Raw genomic sequence first — 23,910 nt, 5'->3', positions numbered from 1 at the left:
GCCACAGCGCACCTCGTTACCATGCGTGGACGCACAACCGACGACCACTGACGACGACGAGGACGGGCAACGCGTGGCCGAGGCGGCAGACTTCCCGGGGACCAGTCCCTCACCTGCCCGCCGGTGGCTGCGGCGTACGGCAGCGTTGCTGGCTGGGGCCCCATTGCTGACCGGCATGCTGCAGCTGTCGGCGGAGCCGACCGCGCACGCCGCGGCGCCGAGCGCGGACGCGGGCGCGGCGGCAGACGCCACCGGTTCGAACACCGTCGACGTCTCGCTGAACAAACTCACACCCACCGCTCCGTCGGACGGGGACACGGTCACCGTCTCCGGCACGGTCACCAACGAGGGCAAGCAGGCGGTCACGGGAGCCGAGGTCGGGCTGCGCCTGGGGCCGGTCCTGAACGGCCGGGGCCAGATCGACTCCGCCGCCAAGCGCACCGGCTACCAGGCCGGAGCCGACGGCACGGAAGTCGGCGGCAAGTACGTCAAGAAGTTCTCCAAGCTGGCCCCCGGCATCCGTCAGGACTTCAGCATCTCCGTGCCGGTCAAGGCGCTGGATCTCGGCGCCGACGGCGTCTACCAGCTCGGTGTCTCGCTCACGGGCCGGACCGCCGCCCAGCCGTGGTCCCAGGTGCTCGGCTTCGAGCGGACCTTCCTGCCGTGGCAGTCGGGCGCCGCTGACACGAAGACCAAGACGACCTATCTGTGGCCGCTCATCTCCACCGCACACCTCACGGCGGAGACCGGCTCGGACGAGCAGCAGACGCCCGTCTTCACGGACGACGACCTGGCCAAGGAGCTCGCCCCCGGCGGTCGCCTGGAGCAGATGCTGTCCCTGGGCAGCGAGCTCGATGTCACCTGGGTCATCGATCCCGATCTGCTGGCCTCGGTCGACGCGATGACGCGGAACTACCGGGTGCAGACCGCCGACGGCAAGAGCACCACGGCGGGCAAGGGCCAGGCAGTCGCCAAGGAGTGGCTCAACAAGCTCGAGCAGACCGTGAAGGACGAGAAGGTCGTCGCGCTGCCCTTCGCCGACCCCGACCTGGCCTCGCTCGCTCACAACGGCAAGACCGTCACCGGCTCCCTGGGTCAGCTCAAGGACGCCACCGTTTCGGGAGCGCTGGCCGTGGACTCCATCCTCCACGTCAAGCCGCAGTCGGACTTCGCGTGGCCCGTGGACGGCGCCCTCGATCCGTCGATCGTCGACGTCTCCACCTCGGCGGGCGCCCACACGGTGATCGCCCGGAGCGACAGCCTGCGTGAGCGCAACGCGCTGCCGTACACACCCAACGCCGCCCGGCCCATCGGCGGCGGCACGACGGCCGTGGTGGCCGACGCACGCCTCTCCACGGCCTTCCAGGGCGACATGACGGGGGCAGAGAGCTCCACGCTCGCCGTGCAGGAGTTCCTCGCCCAGAGCCTGATGGTCACCCTGCAGGACCCGGACAAGCAGCGGAGCATCGTCGTCGCCCCGCAGCGCATGCCGTCCGCCAGCCAGGCCCAGGCGATGGCGAAGGCGCTGACCACCCTCTCCGACGACCGCTGGTCGCAGCCGCAGGACCTGTCGGCGGCGGCGAAGGCGAAGCCGGACCCGGCGGCCACGACCCAGGTGCCTTCGGCCAGCGCCTATCCGGCGGCGCTGCGCAAGCAGGAGCTGCCGAAGTCGGCCTTCAAGTCCATTCAGAACACCCAGAACAAGCTCAACCGCTTCCAGACGATCCTCAGCGAGCCCGACCGCGTCATCACGCCCTTCGGGCGGGCCATAGACCGCGAGATGTCGACGTCCTGGCGGGGCAGGGCCGCCGAGGCGGCGACCTTCCGCCAGGGCGTGGAGAGCTACCTGACCACGCTCATCGACCAGGTGGCGTTGATCAAGAAGTCCGACGCGAAGCTCTCGGGGCGCAGCGCGACGATCCCGGTGACGGTGCAGAACAACCTGGTCCAGGGCGTCGACCACATGGTTCTGCGTCTGACGTCGGAGAACCCCACGCGTCTGAAGATCGGCGACAGGGCCTACTACGAACAGCCGGTGAAGGTCGCGGGCGGACACGCCCAGTCGGTGAAGTTCACCACCACGGCCAACGCCAACGGCCCGGTTCCGGTCTACGCCCAGCTCTACACCGAAGACGGCCAGCCGTACGGCGAGGCGGTCCGCTTCGACGTGAACGTCACCGAGATCACCCTCACCGTGATGCTGGTCATCGCGGGCGGCGTGCTGCTTCTCGTGCTCGCCGGCTTCCGGATGTACACCCAGCGCAAGCGGGCCGCCCGGCAGCAGGCCGAGGAGAGCCCCGAGGACGGCCCGGACGGCGAGTCCGGCACGGAGTCGGGGGAGGACGACCCCGAGCAGCCGAGTGACCCGACACCGGACACCGCTCCGGAAAGCACCGACCCGTCGGACACGGGTGAGAGAGTGGACCGTTGAGCGATGTCGTGGCCGGTGGGCCCGGGGACGATGAGGTGGGGTAATCCATGAACGCGCCGTACGACGGTGACCGTGGCCAGGGCGCGGGCGGTTCCGGTCCTCCTGAGGACGGGCAGGTGCCTCCCCAGCCTGCCCCGGATGTGTACCTCCAGGATGCCTACGACCAGGACCCCTACCGAGCACAGGATCTCGCCGCCCAGGACCCGGTGACCGAGGCGCTGTACGACCGCGCCGCGCACCCCCCGCCGCCTCCCGGTTACTACCAGGACCCTCAGCCGCTCTACGCTCAGCCGCCCTCCCCGCAGCACGCCCCGGACCCCCGCGTGTGGGCCCAGACCCCGGCCCCCGAACCCGAAGGCCCGACCCGGCACCTCCCGTACGGCGACGACGCCCGTACGACGCAGTTCGTGGGCGTCGACGACCTGGTCACCCACTCCGGCGAGGAGCACCACGAGCCGGACGCCTTCGCCCACCTCTTCCGGGACCAGCAGCCGGGCGGCTACCGCGAGCAGCAGGCCGCCGCCTATCAGCAGGGCGGCGGCTATCCCCAGGACGGCTACCCCCAAGGCAACGGCTATCCCCCAGGGAACGGCTACCCCCAGGGCAACGGCTACCAGCAGCAGGGCGGCTACCAGCCCCCCGAGCCCCCGATGGTCCCGGCTCCGGCAGCTCCCCCGACTCCCGCACCTGCCCCGAAGTCCGGCGGCGGCGGACGGGCGTCAAGCCTGCTGAAGTCGAGCGCAGTGATGGCCGCGGGCACGATGGTCTCCCGGCTCACCGGTTTCGTCCGCACCATGGTGATCACCGCGGCCCTCGGCGCCGCGACCCTCGGTGACGCCTGGACCGTCGCGTACACGCTGCCGACGATGATCTACATCCTGACCGTCGGCGGTGGCCTCAACTCGGTCTTCGTGCCGCAGCTGGTGCGCGCCATGAAGGACGACAAGGACGGCGGCGAGGCCTACGCCAACCGCCTGCTGACCCTCGTCATGGTCGCGCTCGGCCTCATCGTCGCCCTGGCCGTCTTCGCGGCGCCGCTGCTGATCAAGCTGATGTCGACCCCCATCGCGAACAACCCGCCGGCCAACAACGTCGCGGTCACCTTCGCCCGCTACTGCCTGCCCACCATCTTCTTCATGGGCGTGCACGTGGTGATGGGCCAGATCCTCAACGCCCGCGGGAAGTTCGGCGCGATGATGTGGACCCCGGTCCTCAACAACATCGTCATGATCTTCACCTTCGGGCTGTTCATCTGGGTCTACGGAACGTCCGGCGACTCGGGCATGAGGGTCGAGTCGATCCCTGCGGACGGTGTCCGTCTCCTGGGTATCGGCACCCTGCTCGGTCTGGTCGTCCAGGCCCTGGCGATGATCCCGTATCTGCGCGAGACGGGCTTCCGGTTCCGGCCACGCTTCGACTGGAAGGGCCACGGCCTCGGCAAGGCGGTCAAGCTCGCCAAGTGGACGGTGCTCTTCGTCCTCGCCAACCAGGCCGGCGTGCTCGTGGTCACCCAGCTGGCCACCGCCGCGGGCAAGGCCTCCGGCAAGGACGGCACGGGCATCATGGCCTACTCCAACGCCCAGCTGATCTGGGGCATGCCACAGGCCATCATCACCGTCTCCGTCATGGCGGCCATGCTTCCCCGCATCTCGCGGGCGGCCCACGACAACGACCCCGGCGCGGTCCGCGACGACATCTCACAGGGGCTGCGCACCTCCGCGGTGGCGATCGTCCCGGTCGCCTTCGCGTTCGTCGCCCTCGGCGTCCCGATGTGCACCCTGCTGTTCGCCTCCAGCGGCAGCGAGGCAGCCCAGTCCATGGGCTTCGTCCTGATGGCGTTCGGCCTGGGCCTGATCCCGTACTCGGTGCAGTACGTCGTCCTGCGCGGCTTCTACGCCTACGAGGACACCCGGACGCCCTTCTACAACACGGTCATCGTGGCCGCCGTCAATGCGGCGGCGAGCTGCCTCGCCTATGTCCTCCTGCCCGCCCAGTGGGCTGTGATCGGCATGGCCGCCTCGTACGGCCTCGCCTACGCGGTCGGCGTCGGTGTCGCCTGGCGCAGGCTGCGCAACCGCCTCGGCGGCGATCTGGACGGAACCCACGTCCTGCGTACCTACGCCCGGCTCGCCATGGCGTGCATCCCGGCGGCGATCCTCGGCGGCGCGGTCGGCTTCGGGATCCTCAAGGCTCTGGGCGACGGCGCCGGTGGTTCCCTCATCGCTTTGGTCGCCGGCGGAATCGTCCTCGGAGGCGTCTTCTTCGTGGCTGCCCGAAAGATGCGGATTGCGGAACTCAATTCGATGGTCGGGATGGTCCGCGGCCGTCTCGGACGGTGAGATCCAGGGGTTCGCACAACCATCACCGGCCACCGCGTGTCGTGCATAGCGCCGGACTGTGGGCACAATTGGCTTTGGCGTCTGACGAAGCGCGATGGATGGGGAGGCAGGAACGACGGTGGCGGAACGGAGCACGGCTGCCGTCGACGTGGCAGACAACAGCGGCGATGAGCCGCTGACCGCGAAAGCGGACGAGGCCACGGCCGACGGGGTGGCCCAGACCCGGGAGCGGGAAACGGCAGAAGAAGGCGCAGCAGAAACCGGTGAGCCCACAAGCCCGGGGGCGGCATCACCCCCCGAGCTGCACAGCGGTCACAAGCTCGCCAGACGCTACCGACTCGAAGAGTGCGTCACCCGTCTGGACGGTTTCAGCAGCTGGCGTGCGGTGGACGAGAAGCTCCGCCGGGCCGTCGGCGTGCATCTGCTGCCCGCCGACCATCCACGGGCACGATCAGTACTCGCCGCGGCCCGCTCGTCGGCGCTGCTCGGCGACCCCCGCTTCGTGCACGTCCTGGACGCGGTCGAGGAGAACGACCTCGTCTACGTGGTGCACGAGTGGCTGCCCGACGCCACGGAACTCACCGCGCTGCTCGCCGCGGGCCCTCTTGAGGCGCACGACGCGTACCAGCTCGTCAGTCAGGTCGCCCAGGCCATGGCGGCCGCTCACCGCGAGGGGCTCGCCCATCTGCGGCTCACCCCGAGCGCGGTGCTGCGGACGTCCTCCGGTCAGTACCGCATCCGCGGCCTCGCCGTGAACGCGGCACTCCGCGGCATCAGCTCCGACACCCCGCAGCGCACGGACACCGAAGCCGTCGGCGCGCTGCTGTACGCCTCGCTGACCCAGCGCTGGCCGTACGAGGACGACGCGTATGGCCTCTCCGGGCTGCCCAAGGGCGTCGGCCTGATCGCCCCCGACCAGGTGCGCGCAGGCGTGCACAGGGGCCTCTCCGAGCTCGCCATGCGCGCGCTCGTGAACGAGGGCGCGACCGCCTCCCGCCAGGAGCCGCCGTGCACGACGCCGGAGGAGCTGGTGAAGGCGATCGGCGAGATGCCCCGCATCCGCCCGCCGGAGCCCGCCTTCACCGCACCGCCCGAGTACCAGCGCACGACCTACCAGCAGGGCACGTACGGCCGCACCGCTCCCCGTCCGGGAGCCACCCAGCCGGTGCCGACCCCGCCGCCCCCGCTGCAGAGCCGTACCGGCAAGGCCCTCAAGTGGGCCGTGTCCGCGCTGCTGATCGCGGCGTTGGGTCTCGGCAGCTGGCAGCTCGCGGACGCGCTCCTGGACCGGGGGAACTCCGATGACCCCGGCAGCTCGGACACCTCCGACGAGGGCGACAAGAACAAGCCGAAGCCCACGCATCCGATCAAGATCGCGAGCGGCGAGGAGTACGTCCTCGAGGGCGGCCCCCAGGATCTTCAGGGCGTCCCCAACACGTACGACGGCGACGACTCGACGTACTGGCGGTCCAAGAGCTTCATAGAGGGCCCCAAGCTGGCCCCGTACAAGCCCGGCGTCGGAATCGTCTACGACCTCGGCAAGGAAGAGGACGTGTCGACGGCATCGCTCGGGCTCCGCTACGGCGGCGACCACACGACGGTCGAGCTGTACGCCGCGGACTCGATGTCCTCGTCGACGCCGCCGAGCGCGATGAAGAAGATCGGGACCGTCACGACCACGGGCAAGAGCGCCAAGATCAAGGCGAAGAAGCCGGTCAAGACGCAGTACGTGCTCGTCTGGCTCACCGATGTACCGCAGTCGCCCCGTGATGAGTACAGCAGCGCGGGGTACAAGCAGGCCATCACGGACGTGAAGTTCGCGGGCTGAGGGCCGAGGCTCATCCGGGGGAGGGGGTTCGACGGTGGACGACACCACGTACGGCGAGATGAACGACCAGGACCTCCTGGCCAGCCATGTGGAAGGGGACAAGGACGCCTTCGGCGAGCTTGTCCGGCGCCATCGCGACCGCCTGTGGGCCGTGGCCCTGCGCACGCTGGGCGACCGCGAGGAGGCCGCTGACGCCGTCCAGGACGCCCTGGTCTCCGCCTACCGTGCCGCGCACACCTTCCGCGGGCAGTCGGCCGTCACGACGTGGCTGCACCGGATCACCGTGAACGCCTGCCTCGACCGGGCACGCAAGGCGGCGTCCCGGAAGACCTCTCCCATCGACGACACCGAACGGCTCGAGCAACTCCTCGAGCCGCACGAGTCGGCTGCCGCCCCCGTCGAGCGCGGCGACCTGCACCGCGAGCTCGTCGAGGCACTGGGCACCCTGCCGCACGACCAACGCGCCGCCCTCGTCCTGGTGGACATGCAGGGCTATCCGGTGGCCGAAGCAGCCCAGGTGCTCGAGGTGCCCACTGGCACCGTGAAGAGCCGCTGCGCACGCGGCAGAGCCAGACTGCTGCCGCTGCTCACCCACCTGCGTACGGAGCCTCGTACGCAGCGCGGAGACAGCGGCGACGACAAGGACGGCAAGAAGTCGGGCCCGGGAAGGAACCGGACGCAGGGGACATCCGTCCCACCTGCAGCGGGACCACGGGATGCGGGACCAAGCGATTCAGCTGCTGCGAAGGGCGGAGGTGGGCGAGCGTGACAACCACGACCGACTCGGCCGGGCACCCAGAAGTCGCTGAGATCTCCGACCTCACGGAGGGGCTGCTCACCCCCTCTCGGACCGTCGATGTCCGACGGCACCTGGACGACTGCACGCTCTGCGCCGATGTCTACGACTCCCTGGAGGAGATCCGGGGCATGCTCGGCACGCTGCCGGGACCGCCGCGGATGCCGGCAGACATCGCCGGGCGTATCGACGCGGCACTGGCGGCGGAAGCTCTGCTGGACTCCATCGCACCCGGCTCCGTCGAGCCGATCGAGCCGGACCCGATGGTGCAGCCCTCGGCCGCCGTGCGTGTTTCACGTGAAACAACGCCCGCCGCAGGTGAACCCTCCAAGCCGTCTGAGTCTTCTCGCACCCCCGCCTCCGGCCCGCCCGCGGACCGGCCCGCGGGGCACCCCCGCGCCGCCACGGGGCCTGGACGCGGAAGCAAGTTCCGGACCGGCCGTCGGCGCAACGTAGTGCTCGGTGCCGTCTTCACGGCGGCCGCCATCGGTCTCGGTTCCTTGTTGATACAGAACGTGGGCGACGACTCGGGCGGCAAGAGCGACACGGCGTCGGGCCACTCCGACTCCGCGCACGCCTTCTCCGAGGGCAAGCTCAAGGGCCAAGTGACCGACCTGCTCGCCAAGGCACCCACCACGGGACCAGATTCCGGCAGCGACGAGCCGTCCTTCGGCGTGCGGTCCAGCCCGGAGTCCCCCAAGGACAAGAACGCCCCGATGCGCGAGTCCACCGTCACCGTCCCGCAGTGCATCCAACTCGGCATCGGCGAGAGGACACCGCTCGCCGCCGAGAAGGGCACGTACAAGGGGAAGGACGCCTACCTCGTCGTGGCGTCCCATGAATCCGACAACACCAAGGTCTCCGCGTACGTCATCGACGCGACGTGCGTGGACAAGCCGTCGTCGGCCACCGCTGCGGGCAAGGTACTGCTGACCAACTCCTACGCGCGGCCCTGACTCTCTCGCCGTCGCGGCGGGAGAGTCGGCCCAGCGTGGCATCCTGACGTCCCTGACGTGCTTCCGTGCGCTCGGACACGTCGGGAATGCATGCCCCGTAGGATCCGTTGGGTGGGGTGAGAGACCTGAGACAGGCACCCACCAGCAGTACGCAGCAGTCTCCAGAGACGAGGAATCAAGCCGTGACCGACGTCCGTAACGTGATCATCATCGGCTCCGGGCCCGCCGGCTACACGGCGGCGCTCTACACCGCGCGAGCGTCGCTGAAGCCCCTGGTGTTCGAGGGCGCCGTCACCGCAGGCGGTGCGCTGATGAACACCACCGAGGTGGAGAACTTCCCCGGCTTCCAGGACGGCGTCATGGGCCCCGAGCTCATGGACAACATGCGGGCCCAGGCCGAGCGCTTCGGCGCCGAGCTGGTGCCGGACGATGTGATCTCCGTCGACCTCAGCGGCGAGATCAAGACCGTGACGGACACGGCGGGCACCGTGCACCGCGCGAAGTCCGTGATCGTGACCACGGGCTCCCAGCACCGCAAGCTCGGCCTGCCGAACGAGGACGCCCTCTCCGGCCGCGGAGTCTCCTGGTGCGCGACCTGCGACGGATTCTTCTTCAAGGACCAGGACATCGCCGTGATCGGCGGCGGCGACACCGCGATGGAGGAGGCAACCTTCCTCTCCCGCTTCGCCAAGTCCGTGACGATCGTGCACCGCCGCGACAGCCTGCGCGCCTCCAAGGCGATGCAGGACCGCGCCCTCGCCGACCCGAAGATCAAGTTCATCTGGGACAGCGAGGTCGCCGAGATCAAGGGCGAGCAGAAGCTCTCCGGTCTGACGCTGCGCAACCTGAAGACGGGCGAGACCGCCGAGCTGCCCGTGACCGGCCTGTTCATCGCGATCGGCCACGACCCGCGCACCGAGCTCTTCAAGGGCCAGCTCGACCTGGACGACGAGGGCTACCTGAAGGTCGAGGCCCCCTCGACCCGGACGAACCAGACCGGCGTCTTCGCCGCCGGTGACGTCGTCGACCACACGTACCGCCAGGCGATCACGGCGGCCGGCACCGGCTGCTCCGCCGCCCTCGACTCCGAGCGGTTCCTCGCTGCCCTCGCGGACAGCGAGACGGCCGCCGCCGCCGTCTGACATCCCATCCTCCCCACCGCACCACCAAGTTAAGGAGCCCGCCGTGGCCGGCACTTTGAAGAGCGTGACCGATGCCTCTTTCGAGGAAGACGTCCTGAAGAACGACAAGCCCGTCCTGGTGGACTTCTGGGCCGCCTGGTGCGGTCCGTGCCGCCAGATCGCCCCGTCCCTTGAGGCGATCGCGGCCGAGCACGGCGACAAGATCGAGATCGTCAAGCTCAACATCGACGAGAACCCGGGCATCGCCGCCAAGTACGGCGTCATGTCCATCCCGACCCTGAACGTGTACCAGGGCGGCGAGGTGGCCAAGACGATCGTCGGCGCCAAGCCGAAGGCCGCTCTGGAGCGCGACCTCGCGGACTTCATCGCCGAGTAGCGAGCCGCGTCGCAACGAGCGACGCGATGTTTCACGTGAAACACGAATGGGCCAACCCTCCGGGTTGGCCCATTCGCATGAGAGGCATGGGGTGCGTCAGAGCGGTCGGAGCACGGGCTCCTTCTGCACCGCCCCGAGCAGTCGGTCGAGCGCCAACTCGACGTCCTCCTTCCAGGAGAGCGTCGTACGCAGCTCAAGCCTCAGACGTGGATACGAAGGATGCGGACGGACCGTCTTGAAGCCCACCGCCAGTAGATGATCGGCGGGCAGCACACAGGCGGGCTTCTCCCACCGAGCATCGCCGAAGGCTTCGATCGCCTTGAACCCGCGCCGCAGCAGATCCTTCGCGACCGTCTGGACGATCACTCGGCCGATCCCCTGGCCCTGATAGCCCGGCATGATCCAGGCAGTCATCAGCTGCACGGCATCGGGGGACACGGGGCTCGTCGGGAAGGCGGTGGCGCGCGGCACGTACGCCGGCGGGGCGTACAGCACGAAGCCCACCGGAACATCGTCGACGTAGACGACTCGGCCGCAAGATCCCCACTCCAGCAGGACGGCGGAGATCCACGCCTCCTTCTCGAGCTCCGGCGTACCGGCCTTTACTGCGGCTTGGCCGCTGACCGGGTCCAGCTCCCAGAAGACACACGTCCGGCAACGCTGGGGAAGGTCCGGAAGGTTGTCCAGCGTGAGCGGTACGAGCCGACGCCCCATGAAGGCTGTTCCTCACTTCCTTCGCCCGCCGCATCACGGGCGGCAGTCAGAGCGCTCCGTTCCTTCAGCAGGCTGCCGACGAATCCGCCGACGGCTCCCAGCCCAAGGCCCGCAGTCATCAATCCGGTGCGGCTCACCGATCGCATGGCCCTCCCCTCCCCAATGAGGTGCTGCCAGCTGGATGCGCCATACCCAATCGCATCGTATCCACGATGCGATTGCACCGATACCGTAAGAAAGCAAAGAGCGGGCCGTGTTCCGGTACACACCGGACACGGCCCGCTCTTGCGGACTGGCTGATGAGGCTCAGGCCTCTTCGACCTCGGATGCCTCGTCCTCGGCGGAGTCCTCGGCCAGTCCGTTCTTCAGGACCGGACCCTCGCCCGGGGCGAGGGTCGTGAGGATGCGCTCCAGGTCTTCCAGCGAGGCAAAGTCGACGACGATCTTGCCCTTCTTCTGCCCCAGGTCCACCCTCACGCGGGTCTCGAACCGGTCGGAGAGACGAGTGGCGAGGCTGGTCAGCGACGGCGACACCCGACCGCCCGCACGCGGCCCCTTGGCGCGCGGGGCACTCTGCGGCCGCGAACCCATGAGGGTCACGATCTCCTCGACAGCACGCACCGAGAGCCCCTCGGCCACGATCCGGTGCGCCAGGCGGTCCTGCTCCTCCGAGTCCTCGACGGACAGCAGAGCACGAGCATGGCCCGCGGAGAGCACTCCGGCAGCGACCCTGCGCTGAACTGCCGGGGACAGCTTCAGCAGCCGCAGCGTGTTCGAGACCTGCGGGCGGGAACGGCCGATCCGGTCCGCCAGCTGATCGTGTGTGCAGTTGAAGTCCCTGAGCAGCTGGTCGTAGGCGGCAGCCTCTTCCAGCGGGTTCAGCTGCGCACGGTGCAGGTTCTCAAGGAGCGCGTCCAGGAGCAGCTTCTCGTCGTCCGTCGCACGGACGATCGACGGGATGCGCTCAAGCCCTGCCTCACGGCAAGCCCGCCAGCGCCGCTCGCCCATGATGAGCTCGTAGCGCGAGGGCCCTACCTGCCGTACAACGACAGGCTGGAGAAGCCCGACTTCCTTGATGGAGGTCACCAGCTCGGCGAGGGCATCCTCGTCGAAGACCTCACGGGGCTGCCTCGGGTTGGGCGTGATGAAGTCGAGAGGCAGCTCGGCGAAGTGCGCACCAACGGGACTCTCGTCGGCCTCCACCGCTGCGTTCGGCGGCTGCTCCGTTTCATGTGAAACGGGGCTCTGCGGGAGCGCCGCCACCTTCGCGGCCGCCACGCCCCGCTCGGCGGTGAGTACCGGTACGGCACTGGGCGAAGCCGAAGCTCCACTCATGGCCTGGGCGGTCGACTTCTCCGTCGGGGCCGCAGGGATCAGGGCGCCGAGGCCACGGCCCAGCCCTCTCCGTCGCTCGCTCACTGCATCCCCTCCGTCGTGCTGTGCTGATCATTCTGGGCGCCCGTGTGGGCGTGCTGTACGTCGTAGCGAATACCGACGCCGCGTAGCGCGATCTCCCGTGCCGCCTCGAAGTACGAGAGGGCACCGCTCGATCCCGGATCGTAGGTGAGCACGGTCTGGCCGTAGCTCGGCGCCTCGGAGATGCGGACCGAGCGGGGAATGCTCGTCCGCAGGACCTCCTCGCCGAAGTGGGTGCGCACCTCGTCCGCCACCTGTGAGGCGAGCCGGGTGCGGCCGTCGTACATGGTGAGCAGGATCGTCGAGACGTGCAGATGGGGGTTGAGGTGCCCCCGCACCAGATCGACGTTGCGCAGGAGCTGGCCGAGGCCTTCCAGTGCGTAGTACTCGCACTGGATGGGGATCAGCACCTCCGCGCCGGCAACCAGGGCGTTGACCGTCAGCAGGCCGAGCGACGGAGGGCAGTCGATGAGGATGTAGTCCAGCGGCTGCTCGTACGCCTGGATCGCCCGCTGCAGTCGGCTCTCCCGCGCCACCAGTGACACCAGCTCGATCTCCGCACCGGCGAGATCGATGGTGGCCGGGGCACAGAACAGTCCCTCGACATCAGGGACCGGCTGCACGACTTCGGAGAGCGGCTTGCTGTCGATCAACACGTCGTAGATGGACGGCACTTCCGCGTGGTGGTCGATACCCAGAGCCGTGGAGGCGTTGCCCTGCGGGTCGAGGTCGATGACCAAGACGCGCGCGCCGTGCAGAGCGAGTGAAGCGGCGAGGTTGACGGTTGTCGTCGTCTTGCCCACTCCACCCTTCTGGTTGGCAACCACCATGACTCGGGTCTGCTCGGGTCGTGGCAGGCCCTCGCCTGCACGGCCCAGGGCTTCCACCGCCAGTTGGGCAGCACGACCGATGGGGGTGTCGTCCATCGGGGGCGGTGTTTCACGTGAAACATCCTCCCCCGCCGACTCGGTACGGGGACCGGGGACCGGATCGGTCATCGGTCCCGCGATGTTGGCGTCGGACCGCAAGGATTCACTCTCCTCGACTTCAGGCTCGCAATGAACAGAGCCTCCCATGCTTTGAGGGTCGTGAACCAGCGAGGCCCGGTCTTCTGTGGACGAATCCACCTCTGTGGACAACTCCGTTCCCTTGTCGAGGGAACCGAGTGGCCGCCGGTCGCGGGGTTCCGCAGCGCGGCCGCGACTGATGATGCCATGCAGCAGTGAGCGACGTTTCACGTGAAACACGATGCACGGCAGCCGGGGTGCCGCTTGCGCGACACCCCGGTATGCGTACGTTTGGCAGCTTTTGTGGAGTACGGCTCGTCGTCAGGACGGATGAACGACGAGGGTGGAATCGCTCAGCGACGACGCCGAGTCCGCCCCGTTCGGGCAGCCTTCGCGCGCTTGGCTGCGAAGCGCACACCGCCGGGGCTCTCCCCGACCTCCACCCGCACGACCGTGGACAGCGGGTCCACCACACCCTCGCCGACGTGCAGCACCGAGGTGGTCACCGCGCCGAGCTTGCCCAGAGCGGCCCCCGCGGCCTTGACCTCTTCCTCGGCCGTATCGCCCTTGAGCAACAGCATCTCCCCATAGGGGCGCAGGAGAGGCACTCCCCAGGCCGCGAGACGGTCCAGTGGCGCAACGGCCCGCGCGGTCACCACGTGGACGGGAGGCAGCTTGCCAAGGACCTCCTCGGCGCGCCCACGCACGACCGTCACGTGGTCGAGTCCGAGCAGCTCGACCACTTCGGTGAGGAAGGTCGTCCGGCGCAGCAGCGGTTCAAGCAGCGTGATCTTGAGGTCCGGCCGGACGAGAGCCAGCGGAATGCCCGGCAGGCCCGCCCCTGAGCCGACATCGCACACCATCACGTTCTCGGGCACGACCTCGGAGAGAACCGCGCAGTTCAGCAGATGCCGCTCCCACAGCCGGGGCACTTCGCGGGGACCGATCAGGCCGCGCTGCACTCCCGCATCGGCCAGCAACTCCGCGTACCGGACCGCGTCCGAGAAGCGCTCACCGAATACCGCCCGGGCCTGCTCGGGCGCCGAGGGGAGCTCCGCTGCCTCCGTCACGGGGACCGTCCTTCCGTACCGCACTGGGGGTGGCTGACTGTCAGGCTGAAAAGACCGGCCCCGCCTGTGAACAGACGGGGCCGGGAAAACGACGTGCGATCAGGCGGGAAGCACGACGACGAAGCGCTGCGGCTCCTCGCCCTCCGACTCGCTGCGCAGACCGGCGGCCTTGACCGCATCATGCACGACCTTGCGCTCGAAGGGCGTCATCGGCTTGAGGTTGACCGGCTCACCGGAGCTCTTCACCTCAGCCGCGGCCTTGGCACCCAGCTCGGAGAGCTCCTCGCGCTTCTTGGCGCGGTAGCCCGCGATGTCCAGCATCAGGCGGCTGCGGTCACCGGTCTCACGGTGCACCGCGAGGCGCGTCAGCTCCTGGAGCGCCTCCAGGACCTCACCGTCACGGCCGACGAGCTTCTGCAGATCGCGGCTGTTCGAGTCGCTGATGATCGAGACAGCGGCGCGGTCGGCCTCGACGTCCATGTCGATGTCGCCGTCGAGATCGGCGATGTCCAGCAGACCCTCGAGGTAGTCCGCCGCGATCTCGCCCTCCTGCTCAAGGCGGGTGAGAGTGTCGCCGGCCTCGACCTCGGCCTCGACCTCGGCGGGGGCGGTGGTGCCTTCCGTCACGGGATGGACTCCTTCTACTTCTTGGACGGGTGCTTGGGGCGCTGCTGGCCCTTGCGCTGCCCGGACTTGGCTTGGCTGCGTGCGTTCCCTGACCCGGTCTTGCCGCCCGCGGCCTTGCCCTTGGGAGCGGCGTCCTCAGGCTCGTCCGGAGTCTTCTCCAGCGACGTCTTCGCATCCGAAGGCGTCTCCGTGTCACCCTCCGCCTTGCCGTGTGCGGCGGCGGACTGGCGCTGCGACTTGCTCTGACGCTTGGGCTGCTGCCGCTTCGGGGCACCGGCGGCCGGAGTGCCGTCCTCGCTCTCCGTGGCGACGGCGGACTCGCTCGGCGCGACGGAACCGTCGGCCTGGGCCACCAGGCCTTCCTTGCTCAGACCGTTGATGAACTTGCGCTCGAACTCGTTGCGGTCACGGCCCTTGGCGACGATCGCCTTGATGACGTTCGTGTTGCCACGGCCCCGCACCTTCTTGGTGTGCGTGAGCTGCTTCTGCAGGCGCTCAAGGAACGCGGCCTGGGCCTTGGAGCCCGGAGTCGGGTTCCGGCGGATCACGAACATCTGCTGGCCCATGGTCCACACGTTGGTGGTCAGCCAGTAGACGAGAACACCGACGGGGAAGTTGATGCCGAACACGGCGAACATGATCGGGAACACGTACATCAGCATCTTCTGCTGCTGCATGAACGGCGTCTTGACCGTCGTGTCCACGTTCTTCGTCATCAGCTGGCGCTGCGTGTAGAACTGCGAGAACGACATCAGGACGATCATGATCGCGGTCACGACGCGGACGTCGGTCAGCGAGGCGTGCAGCGCCGCGACCTTTTCCTCGCTGTCCATGAACTTCGCGGCCAGCGGGGCGCCGAAGATGTGCGCCTTCTGCGCGCTCTCGAGCAGCGGCTTGTCGATGACGCCGATGGTGTCGTTCGACGCGATGCCGGAGAGCACGTGGTACAGCGCGAAGAAGAACGGCGACTGCGCCAGGATGGGAAGGCACGAGGAGAGCGGGTTGGTGCCCGACTCCTTGTACAGCTTCATCATCTCTTCGGACTGACGCTGCTTGTCGCTCTTGTAGCGTTCCTGGATCTTCTTCATCTCGGGCTGCAGCGTCTGCATCGCCCGGGTGGCCTTGATCTGCTTCACGAAGAGCGGGATCAGGCAGATACGGATCAGGATCACCAGGGACACGATGGACAAGCCCCAGGCCCAGCCCGTGTCAGGGCCGAAGATCGCCCCGTACAGAGAGTGGAACTGGACGATGACCCAGGAAACGGGTGTCGTGATGAAGCTGAACAGACTGGCAATCGTGTCCACTAATCAGGCTCCTTGAGCATGGGACGGGGTCTCGGCGGCCGGGCTCGGGTTATCCGGGGAGGTCTCTCCGGACGGCACGCCAGCGGCGGAGGGCCCGCCCTTGCGTTCCTGCCACGTGGCACGCAGCATCTCGTGCCAGCGCGGGCGCTTGCGCGGCGGGACATGGTCGACACCACCGAGCGACCACGGATTGCACCGCAGGATGCGCCAGGCCGTAAGCGCCGTTCCCTTGATGGCACCGTGCCGGTCGATGGCCAGGTAGCCGTAGCGGGAGCACGACGGGTAGTACTTGCACACCGGACCAAGCAACGGACTGATCGTCCACTGATACAGCTTGATCAGAGCCAGCAGTGGGTACTTCATCGAGCGCCCCCTCCCAGCAGCCGCTGAAGAGCGGCGTCCAGGTCTTGGGCCAGCTGTGCATGGGCGGCGTCACCCGCACCGGGCAACGCTCGTACGACTACCAGGCTACCGGGGGGCAGCTGGGCCACCCGGTCACGCATCAGATGGCGAAGCCTGCGCTTCACCTTGTTGCGTACGACGGCTCCGCCAACGGCCTTGCTCACGACGAAACCCGCACGCGTCTGGGGAACGCTCTCCCCAGGCGCGTGCGGGTCCGTTGCACCGCTACGTAGATGGACGACGAGAAGCGGGCGTCCGGCCCGTCGTCCTCGGCGTACCGCGGTCGCGAAGTCTTCGCGCCGCCTCAGCCGATGCTCGGTAGGCAGCACGACGTCATGACCTAATGCGATTAAGCGGAAAGGCTGGCGCGACCCTTGCCACGACGGTTCGCGAGAATCGCGCGGCCGGCACGGGTGCGCATCCGCAGGCGGAAGCCGTGGGTCTTGGCGCGGCGACGGTTGTTCGGCTGGAAGGTGCGCTTGCTCACTCGGGGGCTCCAGAAATGATTGTGTGGTGGCGGGACATCGCCTGGCTGTCACCGTGCGCCCACGAGAAGCTCGCGAATACGCACCGAGTGCACCGCTTCACAATCACAGATCGTGATCTTTGCCCATCGGAGGCAGGCGGCAGCAGCCATCGACAACTCGACCTGGTCACGGTACGCGGGGCTACGCCATCCGGTCAAACCGACCGTCAGGGAGAGACACTGTGCACAGCCTGTGGACAACAACTTGAACCGCAGCCGTTGCCCTGACTACCTTGGCCAAACTCCGATTCATTCCCTTCTCCCTCCCCATCCCGATTTCCGTCCCAAGAACCACACCTTCGTGGGACCCCGTGAGAGAGCGTGCCTTGTGGCTGACGTACCTGCCGATCTTGCCGCAGTGTGGCCACGAGTTCTGGAGCAGCTGCTGGGTGAGGGGCGGGGGCACGGGGTCGACGCGAAGGACGAGCGCTGGATCAAGCGCTGCCAGCCGTTGGCGCTGGTGGCCGACACCGCGCTGCTCGCCGTACCGAACGAGTTCGCCAAGGGCGTGCTCGAGGGACGGCTCGCCCCCATCGTCAGTGAGTCGCTGAGCCGCGAGTGCGGTCGCCCCATCCGGATCGCCATCACGGTGGACGACTCGGTCGGCGACCCCATGGACCGGCCCACTCCGCCGGCGCCGCCCCTCCAGCAGCAGCCCGGCCAGCAACAGCAGCAGCGCTACGACGAGCCCGAGCAGCACCCCGGCCCCGGCCCCGGCCCCGGTCAGGGACATGACTCGTACGACGGCTACGGCCGCCGCACCTCGGACGAGCACTCCTCGGGCCGCGGGCCCGACCAGCTGCCGACCGCCCGTCCCGCGTACCCCGACTACCAGCGCCCCGGGCCCGGCGCCTGGCCGCAGCAGCAGCCCCAGCAGCAGGACGACTACGGCTGGCAGCAGCCACGGCTCGGCTTCCCCGAGCGGGATCCGTACGCGAGCCCCCAGCAGCCCCAGCACGACTACCGTTCGCAGCCGCCGCAGGGCCGCTCCCCGTATGAACAGCACCGCCAGGAACGGCAGGACCAGCAGGACCGCCACGACCGGCGTGAGCGGCACGAGCAGTCGCCCGGTTCCGGAGGCCACGACCCCCGGGGCGGCGGCCACGGCAACGGACACGGCGTCCACGGCCACGGCGCCCCCGGCCCGCTGGCCGCACAGCCGGCCCCCGCGTCGGCCCCGGGCGAGCCCACCGCGCGCCTGAACCCGAAGTACCTCTTCGACACCTTCGTGATCGGCGCCTCGAACCGGTTCGCGCACGCGGCGGCCGTCGCCGTCGCCGAAGCGCCCGCCAAGGCGTACAACCCCCTCTTCATCTACGGAGAGTCCGGGCTCGGCAAAACGCATCTCCTGCACGCGATCGGGCACTACGCCCGCAGCCTCTATCCCGGCACGCGCGTGCGCTACGTGAGCTCGGAGGAGTTCACGAACGAGTTCATCAACTCCATCCGCGACGGCAAGGGCGACACCTTCCGCAAGCGGTACCGCGAGATGGACATCCTGCTCGTCGACGACATCCAGTTCCTGGCGAGCAAGGAGTCGACGCAGGAGGAGTTCTTCCACACCTTCAACACGCTCCACAACGCGAACAAGCAGATCGTGCTCTCCAGTGACCGGCCGCCCAAGCAGCTGGTGACGCTGGAGGACCGGCTGCGCAACCGCTTCGAGTGGGGACTGATCACCGACGTCCAGCCGCCGGAGCTCGAGACGCGTATCGCCATCCTTCGTAAGAAGGCAGTGCAGGAGCAGCTCAACGCCCCGCCGGAAGTCCTGGAGTTCATCGCGTCCCGCATCTCACGCAACATCCGTGAGCTCGAGGGCGCGCTGATCCGGGTCACGGCCTTCGCCTCGCTCAATCGGCAGCCGGTGGACCTGGGCCTGACGGAGATCGTCCTCAAGGACCTGATCCCGGGGGGCGAGGACGCCTCTCCGGAGATCACGGCTCCGGCCATCATGGCCGCGACGGCGGACTACTTCGGCCTGACGGTGGACGACCTCTGCGGATCCTCGCGCAGCCGCGTCCTGGTGACGGCCCGCCAGATCGCGATGTACCTCTGCCGCGAGCTGACGGACCTCTCGCTGCCCAAGATCGGCGCGCAGTTCGGCGGCCGCGACCACACGACCGTCATGCACGCGGACCGCAAGATCCGCGCGCTGATGGCCGAGCGGCGCTCGATCTACAACCAGGTCACCGAGCTCACCAACCGCATCAAGAACGGCTGACACACGCGCTGACAGGAGCGCTGACAGCAGCTCGCAAAGGGCGCCCCGGGACAACTTCCGGGGCGCCCTTTGCCGTTGTGCACGCGCGTGTGGACCCCGTCCGCACCCCTCCACTGTTCGATTTCCGCAGCTGAGAGGCCTGTTCTCCACAGATCTGTGCTCTTTTTTCCTTCCACACCCTGGGGACCGGGAAGTTGTCCAGATGATGTCCACAGGGGACCCTGCTGAAGGATCATCAATCCAGGTCAGGTGGTTGTGGATTCGTGGACGACGGCCCTCCACAGGCTGTGGATGAAAATCTCGTCCACAGGGTGTGCATGAACTTGTCCACCGGCAACCCACAGGCTCGAGTCGGTTGTCCCCAGCTTTCCCCAGCTTCTCCACACGGCTGTCCACTGTTCGGCAACGCAACGCGCCCCGTCACCGTGCCGAGTGAAAGGCGTCACACCAATGTGGTCGGTTGGCCTGTGGGGAAGGTGGGTAAAGCTGGGGACAGCGCTGGGGAGAAGTACCCCTTGCCTGTGCACCGGGTGTGCAGAACTTTCCCCCGTCCACAGAAACCACCGGTTGTCCACCGCCTCCGCCCACAGGCGCGGTGGACAAAAAACCGGCACTGACCTGCGAAAACACGGTTATCCACGGTTTCCACAGGCCCTACTACTACTCCCACTTAGAGTCACCGGGGAATTAGCTTGGAAGGGGGGCCTGTGCACAACTCGCTCTCCGGCTCTCCGACGCCGCTCGTCACGACTTGACCCCGACGGGCACCCACTGTCAGTGCTGTGCGTCAGACTGGTCCCCAGTGCCAGCAACAGCAGGAGGGCGGCTAAGTGAAGATCCGGGTGGAACGCGACGTACTCGCAGAGGCGGTGGCGTGGGCGGCGCGCAGTCTCCCGGCCCGGCCTCCGGCACCTGTCCTGGCGGGCCTGCTGCTGAAGGCCGAGGAAGGCGCTCTGAGCCTGTCGAGCTTCGACTACGAGGTCTCGGCGCGTGTCTCCGTCGACGCGGAGATCGACGACGAGGGCACGGTCCTCGTCTCCGGTCGCCTGCTCGCCGACATCTGCCGCGCCCTGCCCAACCGTCCGGTGGAGATCTCCACAGACGGTGTGCGGGCCACGGTGGTCTGCGGCTCCTCGCGATTCACACTCCACACACTTCCTGTGGAGGAGTACCCCGCGCTGCCGCAGATGCCCACCGCGACCGGCACGGTCCCCGGTGAGGTCTTCGCATCGGCCGCCGCCCAGGTGGCCATCGCCGCGGGCCGCGACGACACGCTGCCCGTCCTGACCGGCGTACGCATCGAGATCGAGGGCGACACGGTCACCCTGGCCTCCACCGACCGCTACCGCTTCGCGGTCCGCGAGTTCCTGTGGAAGCCGGAGAACCCCGAGGCCTCCGCGGTCGCCCTGGTCCCCGCCAAGACGCTCCTGGACACCGCCAAGGCGCTCACGAGCGGCGACACGGTCACCCTGGCGCTGTCCGGCTCCGGTGCCGGTGAGGGCCTGATCGGCTTCGAGGGCGCCGGTCGGCGTACGACCACGCGTCTCCTCGAGGGCGACCTGCCGAAGTACAAGACGCTCTTCCCCACGGAGTTCAACTCGATCGCGGTCATCGAGACCGCCCCGTTCGTCGAGGCCGTGAAGCGCGTGGCCCTGGTGGCCGAGCGGAACACTCCGGTGCGGCTCAGCTTCGAGCAGGGCGTGCTGATCCTGGAGGCAGGCTCCAGCGACGACGCACAGGCTGTGGAAAGGGTCGACGCCCAGCTCGATGGCGACGACGTCTCGATCGCCTTCAACCCGACGTTCCTGCTCGACGGCCTGAGCGCGATCGACTCCCCGGTCGCCCAGCTGTCGTTCACGACGTCGACGAAGCCCGCGCTCCTGAGCGGTAAGCCGGCCCTGGATGCCGAGGCCGACGAGGCGTACAAGTACCTGATCATGCCTGTACGTCTGAGCGGCTGAGCCCACAGGTGTGAGCGTGCGTCCGGGCGTAGGCTCGGACGCGGGTACGAAGGTGCCTCCACGCCACATCGCTACTTAAGGAACCACTGATGGAGCTCGGTCTCGTCGGCCTCGGCAAGATGGGCGGCAACATGCGCGAGCGCATCCGCCGCGCAGGCCACACCGTCATCGGATACGACCGCAACCCGGACGTCGCGGACGTCCACAGCCTCGAAGAGCTTGTGGGCAAGCTCAAGGGCCCGCGTGTCGTATGGGTGATGGTTCCGGCCGGAGCCGCGACCCAGTCCACCGTCGACGAGCTCGCCGAGCTGCTCCAGCCCGGTGACGTCGTCGTGGACGGCGGAAACTCCCGCTGGACGGACGACGAGAAGCACGCCGAGGAGCTCGCGGCCAAGGGCATCGGCTTCGTCGACTGCGGCGTCTCCGGCGGCGTCTGGGGCCTGAAGAACGGCTACGCGCTGATGTACGGCGGCGACGCCGAGAACATCGCGAAGGTCCAGCCGATCTTCGACGCCCTCAAGCCCGAGGGCGACTTCGGTTCCGTGCACGCCGGCAAGGTCGGCGCGGGCCACTTCTCGAAGATGGTTCACAACGGCATCGAGTACGCCATGATGCAGGCCTACGCCGAGGGCTGGGAGCTCCTGGAGAAGGTCGACTCCGTCACGGACGTGCGCGAGGTCTTCCGCTCCTGGCAGGAGGGCACGGTCATCCGTTCCTGGCTGCTCGACCTCGCGGTCAACGCCCTGGACGACGACGAGCACCTGGCGAAGCTGCGCGGCTTCGCGCAGGACTCCGGAGAGGGCCGCTGGACGGTGGAAGCCGCCATCGACAACGCCGTGCCGCTGCCCGCGATCACGGCCTCGCTCTTCGCCCGCTTCGCCTCGCGGCAGGACGACTCCCCGCAGATGAAGATGATCGCGGCGCTGCGCAACCAGTTCGGCGGTCACGCGGTCGAGTCCAAGAGCGAGCACTGATCCACAGCCTGTGCGCAATCCACGTGGTTACGCACAGGCCGCTCAGCAAGTGAAGTAGCCGGGGGAGGTCGGCGCACACCATGCATGTCACGCATCTGTCGCTGGCCGACTTCCGCTCGTACGCCCGGGTCGAGGTCCCTCTCGATCCGGGCGTCACCGCGTTCGTGGGCCCCAACGGCCAGGGCAAGACGAACCTCGTGGAGGCCGTCGGCTATCTCGCCACGCTCGGCAGCCACCGGGTCTCCTCGGACGCCCCGCTGGTGCGCATGGGCGCCGAGCGCGCCGTCGTCCGGGCCGCGGTCCGGCAGGGCGAGCGCCAGCAGCTGATCGAGCTCGAGCTCAATCCGGGCAAGGCCAATCGCGCCCGTATCAACAGGTCTTCGCAGGTCAGGCCCCGTGATGTGCTCGGCATCGTGCGCACGGTGCTGTTCGCGCCCGAGGACCTCGCGCTGATCAAGGGCGACCCCGGTGAGCGCCGGCGCTTCCTCGACGAGCTGATCACGGCGCGCTCCCCGCGCATGGCCGGCGTGCGGTCCGACTACGACCGCGTGCTGAAGCAGCGCAACACCCTCCTGAAGTCGGCGGCCCTGGCGCGGCGGCACGGCGGGCGTTCCATGGACCTGTCCACGCTCGACGTCTGGGACCAGCACCTCGCGGCCGCGGGCGCCGAACTGCTCACGCAGCGGCTCGACCTGATCGCCGCCCTGCAGCCGCTCGCCGACAAGGCGTACGAGCAGCTGGCACCCGGCGGCGGACCCGTCGCGCTGGAGTACAAGCCGTCGGCGCCGGGCGAGGGCCATACGCGTGAGGCTCTGTACGAGCAGTTGATCGCCGCCCTCGAAGAGGCGCGCAAGCAGGAGATCGAGCGGGGCGTGACGCTGGTCGGGCCGCACCGCGACGACCTGCTCCTGAAACTGGGCCAGCTCCCCGCGAAGGGGTACGCGAGCCATGGCGAGTCCTGGTCGTACGCCCTGGCGCTGCGCCTGGCCTCGTACGACCTCCTGCGCGCCGAGGGGAACGAACCGGTGCTCGTCCTGGACGACGTGTTCGCGGAGCTCGACGCGCGCCGCAGGGAGCGCCTCGCGGAGCTGGTGGCGCCGGGCGAGCAGGTCCTGGTGACGGCCGCGGTGGACGACGACGTGCCGGGCGTGCTCGCAGGGGCGCGGTTCGCGGTGGCGGACGGCGCGGTGGAACGCGTATGAGCGCCGAAGAGCCCGCCAAGGACACCTCGCAAGGCCCTCAGGACGCTCCCAAGGACACGCCGAAGACGCCCGAGCCCTCCGGCATCGACCTCGCCCGGGTCGCCCTGCGTGCCGCCAAGGAGCAGGCACGCGCGCGTGGCGATGCCGCTCAGCAGAAGAAGCAGGCCCGCAGGGGCGGTCTCCGTTCGGGCGCACGCGCCGACGGGCGTGACCCGCAGCCGCTCGGCTCCGCGATCAACCGCTTGATCACCGAGCGCGGCTGGGAGACGCCGGCCGCGGTCGGCGGGGTGATGGGCCGCTGGCCGCAGATCGTCGGCGACGATCTGGCCAAGCACTGCGTCCCGCAGAAGTACGACGAGAACGAGCGGACCCTGACCGTGCAGTGCGACTCCACGGCGTGGGCGACGCAGCTGCGTCTCATGGCCCCCCAGCTGGTCGCGCGCCTCAACGAAGACCTGGGCCACGGCACCGTGCGCCTCATCAAAGTCCTCGGTCCCGGCGGCCCTCCGCGCCGCTTCGGCCCCTTGCGCGCGCCGGGCAGCACGGGCCCCGGCGACACCTACGGCTGAGGCCGTACCGGGTGGTAGCTCGGGGTTGACACTCCGAAGCGCTGAG

Annotated in this window: 21 protein-coding genes; 12 read left to right on the top strand and 9 right to left on the bottom strand. The window is 68.6% G+C overall.

Annotated features, from left to right (window positions below):
• The first annotated feature begins 73 nt into the window (after window positions 1-73).
• The 7 genes from ABZ833_RS26970 to trxA all read left to right on the top strand — a co-directional run bounded on the left by ABZ833_RS26970 (window position 74) and on the right by trxA (window position 9,868).
• Entirely contained in the window at window positions 74-2,431 is a 2,358-nt protein-coding gene (locus ABZ833_RS26970; protein WP_361051803.1) for a DUF6049 family protein, read from the top strand.
• A gap of 47 nt (window positions 2,432-2,478) precedes the next feature.
• Window positions 2,479-4,770 (top strand): murein biosynthesis integral membrane protein MurJ, encoded by a 2,292-nt coding sequence (murJ, locus tag ABZ833_RS26965; protein ID WP_361051299.1) that lies wholly within the window; start codon window positions 2,479-2,481, stop codon window positions 4,768-4,770.
• A gap of 118 nt (window positions 4,771-4,888) precedes the next feature.
• Window positions 4,889-6,598, top strand: a complete 1,710-nt coding sequence (locus ABZ833_RS26960) for a protein kinase family protein (protein WP_361051296.1) — start codon at window positions 4,889-4,891, stop codon at window positions 6,596-6,598.
• A gap of 34 nt (window positions 6,599-6,632) precedes the next feature.
• Window positions 6,633-7,367 (top strand): RNA polymerase sigma factor SigM, encoded by a 735-nt coding sequence (sigM, locus tag ABZ833_RS26955; protein ID WP_283779103.1) that lies wholly within the window; start codon window positions 6,633-6,635, stop codon window positions 7,365-7,367.
• Window positions 7,364-8,350 (top strand): hypothetical protein, encoded by a 987-nt coding sequence (locus ABZ833_RS26950; RefSeq protein WP_361051292.1) that lies wholly within the window; start codon window positions 7,364-7,366, stop codon window positions 8,348-8,350. The genes sigM and ABZ833_RS26950 overlap by 4 nt, the downstream gene beginning before the upstream one ends.
• A gap of 182 nt (window positions 8,351-8,532) precedes the next feature.
• Window positions 8,533-9,492 (top strand): thioredoxin-disulfide reductase, encoded by a 960-nt coding sequence (gene trxB / locus ABZ833_RS26945; protein WP_249588901.1) that lies wholly within the window; start codon window positions 8,533-8,535, stop codon window positions 9,490-9,492.
• A gap of 43 nt (window positions 9,493-9,535) precedes the next feature.
• Window positions 9,536-9,868 carry a thioredoxin gene (gene trxA / locus ABZ833_RS26940; protein WP_361051289.1) on the top strand — a complete coding sequence of 111 codons (333 nt, stop codon included), beginning with the start codon at window positions 9,536-9,538 and terminating at the stop codon, window positions 9,866-9,868.
• Window positions 9,869-9,964: 96 nt separating this feature from the next.
• Here trxA and ABZ833_RS26935 read toward each other — a convergent pair whose 3' ends face one another.
• The 9 genes from ABZ833_RS26935 to rpmH form a co-directional block, all read right to left on the bottom strand.
• Window positions 9,965-10,582: a GNAT family N-acetyltransferase gene (locus ABZ833_RS26935; protein ID WP_160506106.1), complete on the bottom strand. Its 618-nt coding sequence runs from the start codon at window positions 10,580-10,582 to the stop codon at window positions 9,965-9,967.
• A 306-nt stretch (window positions 10,583-10,888) separates the two neighbouring features.
• Window positions 10,889-12,001: a ParB/RepB/Spo0J family partition protein gene (locus tag ABZ833_RS26930; RefSeq protein WP_361051285.1), complete on the bottom strand. Its 1,113-nt coding sequence runs from the start codon at window positions 11,999-12,001 to the stop codon at window positions 10,889-10,891.
• On the bottom strand, window positions 11,998-13,074 hold the full coding sequence (locus tag ABZ833_RS26925) for a ParA family protein (protein ID WP_361051800.1): 1,077 nt from the start codon (window positions 13,072-13,074) through the stop codon (window positions 11,998-12,000). Before ABZ833_RS26925 ends, ABZ833_RS26930 begins: the two co-directional genes overlap by 4 nt.
• Window positions 13,075-13,358: 284 nt before the next feature.
• Window positions 13,359-14,075: a 16S rRNA (guanine(527)-N(7))-methyltransferase RsmG gene (gene rsmG / locus ABZ833_RS26920; protein WP_249588898.1), complete on the bottom strand. Its 717-nt coding sequence runs from the start codon at window positions 14,073-14,075 to the stop codon at window positions 13,359-13,361.
• A gap of 99 nt (window positions 14,076-14,174) precedes the next feature.
• A complete protein-coding gene (locus ABZ833_RS26915) occupies window positions 14,175-14,702 on the bottom strand; it encodes a R3H domain-containing nucleic acid-binding protein (protein ID WP_361051282.1) in 528 nt (175 codons plus the stop codon).
• Window positions 14,703-14,716: 14 nt separating this feature from the next.
• Entirely contained in the window at window positions 14,717-16,009 is a 1,293-nt protein-coding gene (yidC, locus tag ABZ833_RS26910; RefSeq protein WP_361051279.1) for a membrane protein insertase YidC, read from the bottom strand.
• A 3-nt stretch (window positions 16,010-16,012) separates the two neighbouring features.
• The gene (gene yidD / locus ABZ833_RS26905) at window positions 16,013-16,372 is read right to left on the bottom strand and encodes a membrane protein insertion efficiency factor YidD (RefSeq protein ID WP_249588896.1); all 360 of its coding nucleotides are present in this window, start codon (window positions 16,370-16,372) and stop codon (window positions 16,013-16,015) included.
• Window positions 16,369-16,740: a ribonuclease P protein component gene (rnpA, locus tag ABZ833_RS26900; RefSeq protein WP_249588895.1), complete on the bottom strand. Its 372-nt coding sequence runs from the start codon at window positions 16,738-16,740 to the stop codon at window positions 16,369-16,371. Before rnpA ends, yidD begins: the two co-directional genes overlap by 4 nt.
• 20 nt (window positions 16,741-16,760) lie before the next feature.
• Window positions 16,761-16,898, bottom strand: a complete 138-nt coding sequence (gene rpmH, locus ABZ833_RS26895) for a 50S ribosomal protein L34 (RefSeq protein WP_006381191.1) — start codon at window positions 16,896-16,898, stop codon at window positions 16,761-16,763.
• 367 nt (window positions 16,899-17,265) lie between these two features.
• Between rpmH and dnaA the strand changes: the two genes are divergently transcribed.
• The 5 genes from dnaA (at window position 17,266) to ABZ833_RS26870 (ending at window position 23,864) form a co-directional block, all read left to right on the top strand.
• The gene (dnaA, locus tag ABZ833_RS26890) at window positions 17,266-19,158 is read left to right on the top strand and encodes a chromosomal replication initiator protein DnaA (protein WP_361051274.1); all 1,893 of its coding nucleotides are present in this window, start codon (window positions 17,266-17,268) and stop codon (window positions 19,156-19,158) included.
• An 830-nt stretch (window positions 19,159-19,988) separates the two neighbouring features.
• Window positions 19,989-21,119 (top strand): DNA polymerase III subunit beta, encoded by a 1,131-nt coding sequence (gene dnaN, locus ABZ833_RS26885; RefSeq protein WP_249588894.1) that lies wholly within the window; start codon window positions 19,989-19,991, stop codon window positions 21,117-21,119.
• Between the two features lie 89 nt (window positions 21,120-21,208).
• A complete protein-coding gene (gnd, locus tag ABZ833_RS26880; protein WP_249588893.1) occupies window positions 21,209-22,093 on the top strand; it encodes a phosphogluconate dehydrogenase (NAD(+)-dependent, decarboxylating) in 885 nt (294 codons plus the stop codon).
• A gap of 80 nt (window positions 22,094-22,173) precedes the next feature.
• Window positions 22,174-23,295: a DNA replication/repair protein RecF gene (recF, locus tag ABZ833_RS26875; RefSeq protein ID WP_361051269.1), complete on the top strand. Its 1,122-nt coding sequence runs from the start codon at window positions 22,174-22,176 to the stop codon at window positions 23,293-23,295.
• On the top strand, window positions 23,292-23,864 hold the full coding sequence (locus ABZ833_RS26870; protein WP_361051266.1) for a DciA family protein: 573 nt from the start codon (window positions 23,292-23,294) through the stop codon (window positions 23,862-23,864). Before recF ends, ABZ833_RS26870 begins: the two co-directional genes overlap by 4 nt.
• Window positions 23,865-23,910: the final 46 nt, after the last annotated feature.

The organism is Streptomyces sp. NPDC047525, assembly GCF_040643025.1.
In the GTDB taxonomy this organism is placed as follows: domain Bacteria; phylum Actinomycetota; class Actinomycetes; order Streptomycetales; family Streptomycetaceae; genus Streptomyces; species Streptomyces durmitorensis.
The sequence above is the reverse complement of the archived record's forward strand: the minus strand, read 5'-3'. Positions and strand labels throughout refer to the sequence as shown.

Coding starts and splice junctions, on each gene's coding strand:
- ABZ833_RS26935 (WP_160506106.1), bottom strand. CDS start 10,582: ATGGGGCGTCGGCTCGTACCGCTCACGCTGGACAACCTTCCGGACCTT.
- recF (WP_361051269.1), top strand. CDS start 22,174: ATGCATGTCACGCATCTGTCGCTGGCCGACTTCCGCTCGTACGCCCGG.
- ABZ833_RS26925 (WP_361051800.1), bottom strand. CDS start 13,074: ATGGGAGGCTCTGTTCATTGCGAGCCTGAAGTCGAGGAGAGTGAATCC.
- yidD (WP_249588896.1), bottom strand. CDS start 16,372: ATGAAGTACCCACTGCTGGCTCTGATCAAGCTGTATCAGTGGACGATC.
- murJ (WP_361051299.1), top strand. CDS start 2,479: ATGAACGCGCCGTACGACGGTGACCGTGGCCAGGGCGCGGGCGGTTCC.
- ABZ833_RS26870 (WP_361051266.1), top strand. CDS start 23,292: ATGAGCGCCGAAGAGCCCGCCAAGGACACCTCGCAAGGCCCTCAGGAC.
- gnd (WP_249588893.1), top strand. CDS start 21,209: ATGGAGCTCGGTCTCGTCGGCCTCGGCAAGATGGGCGGCAACATGCGC.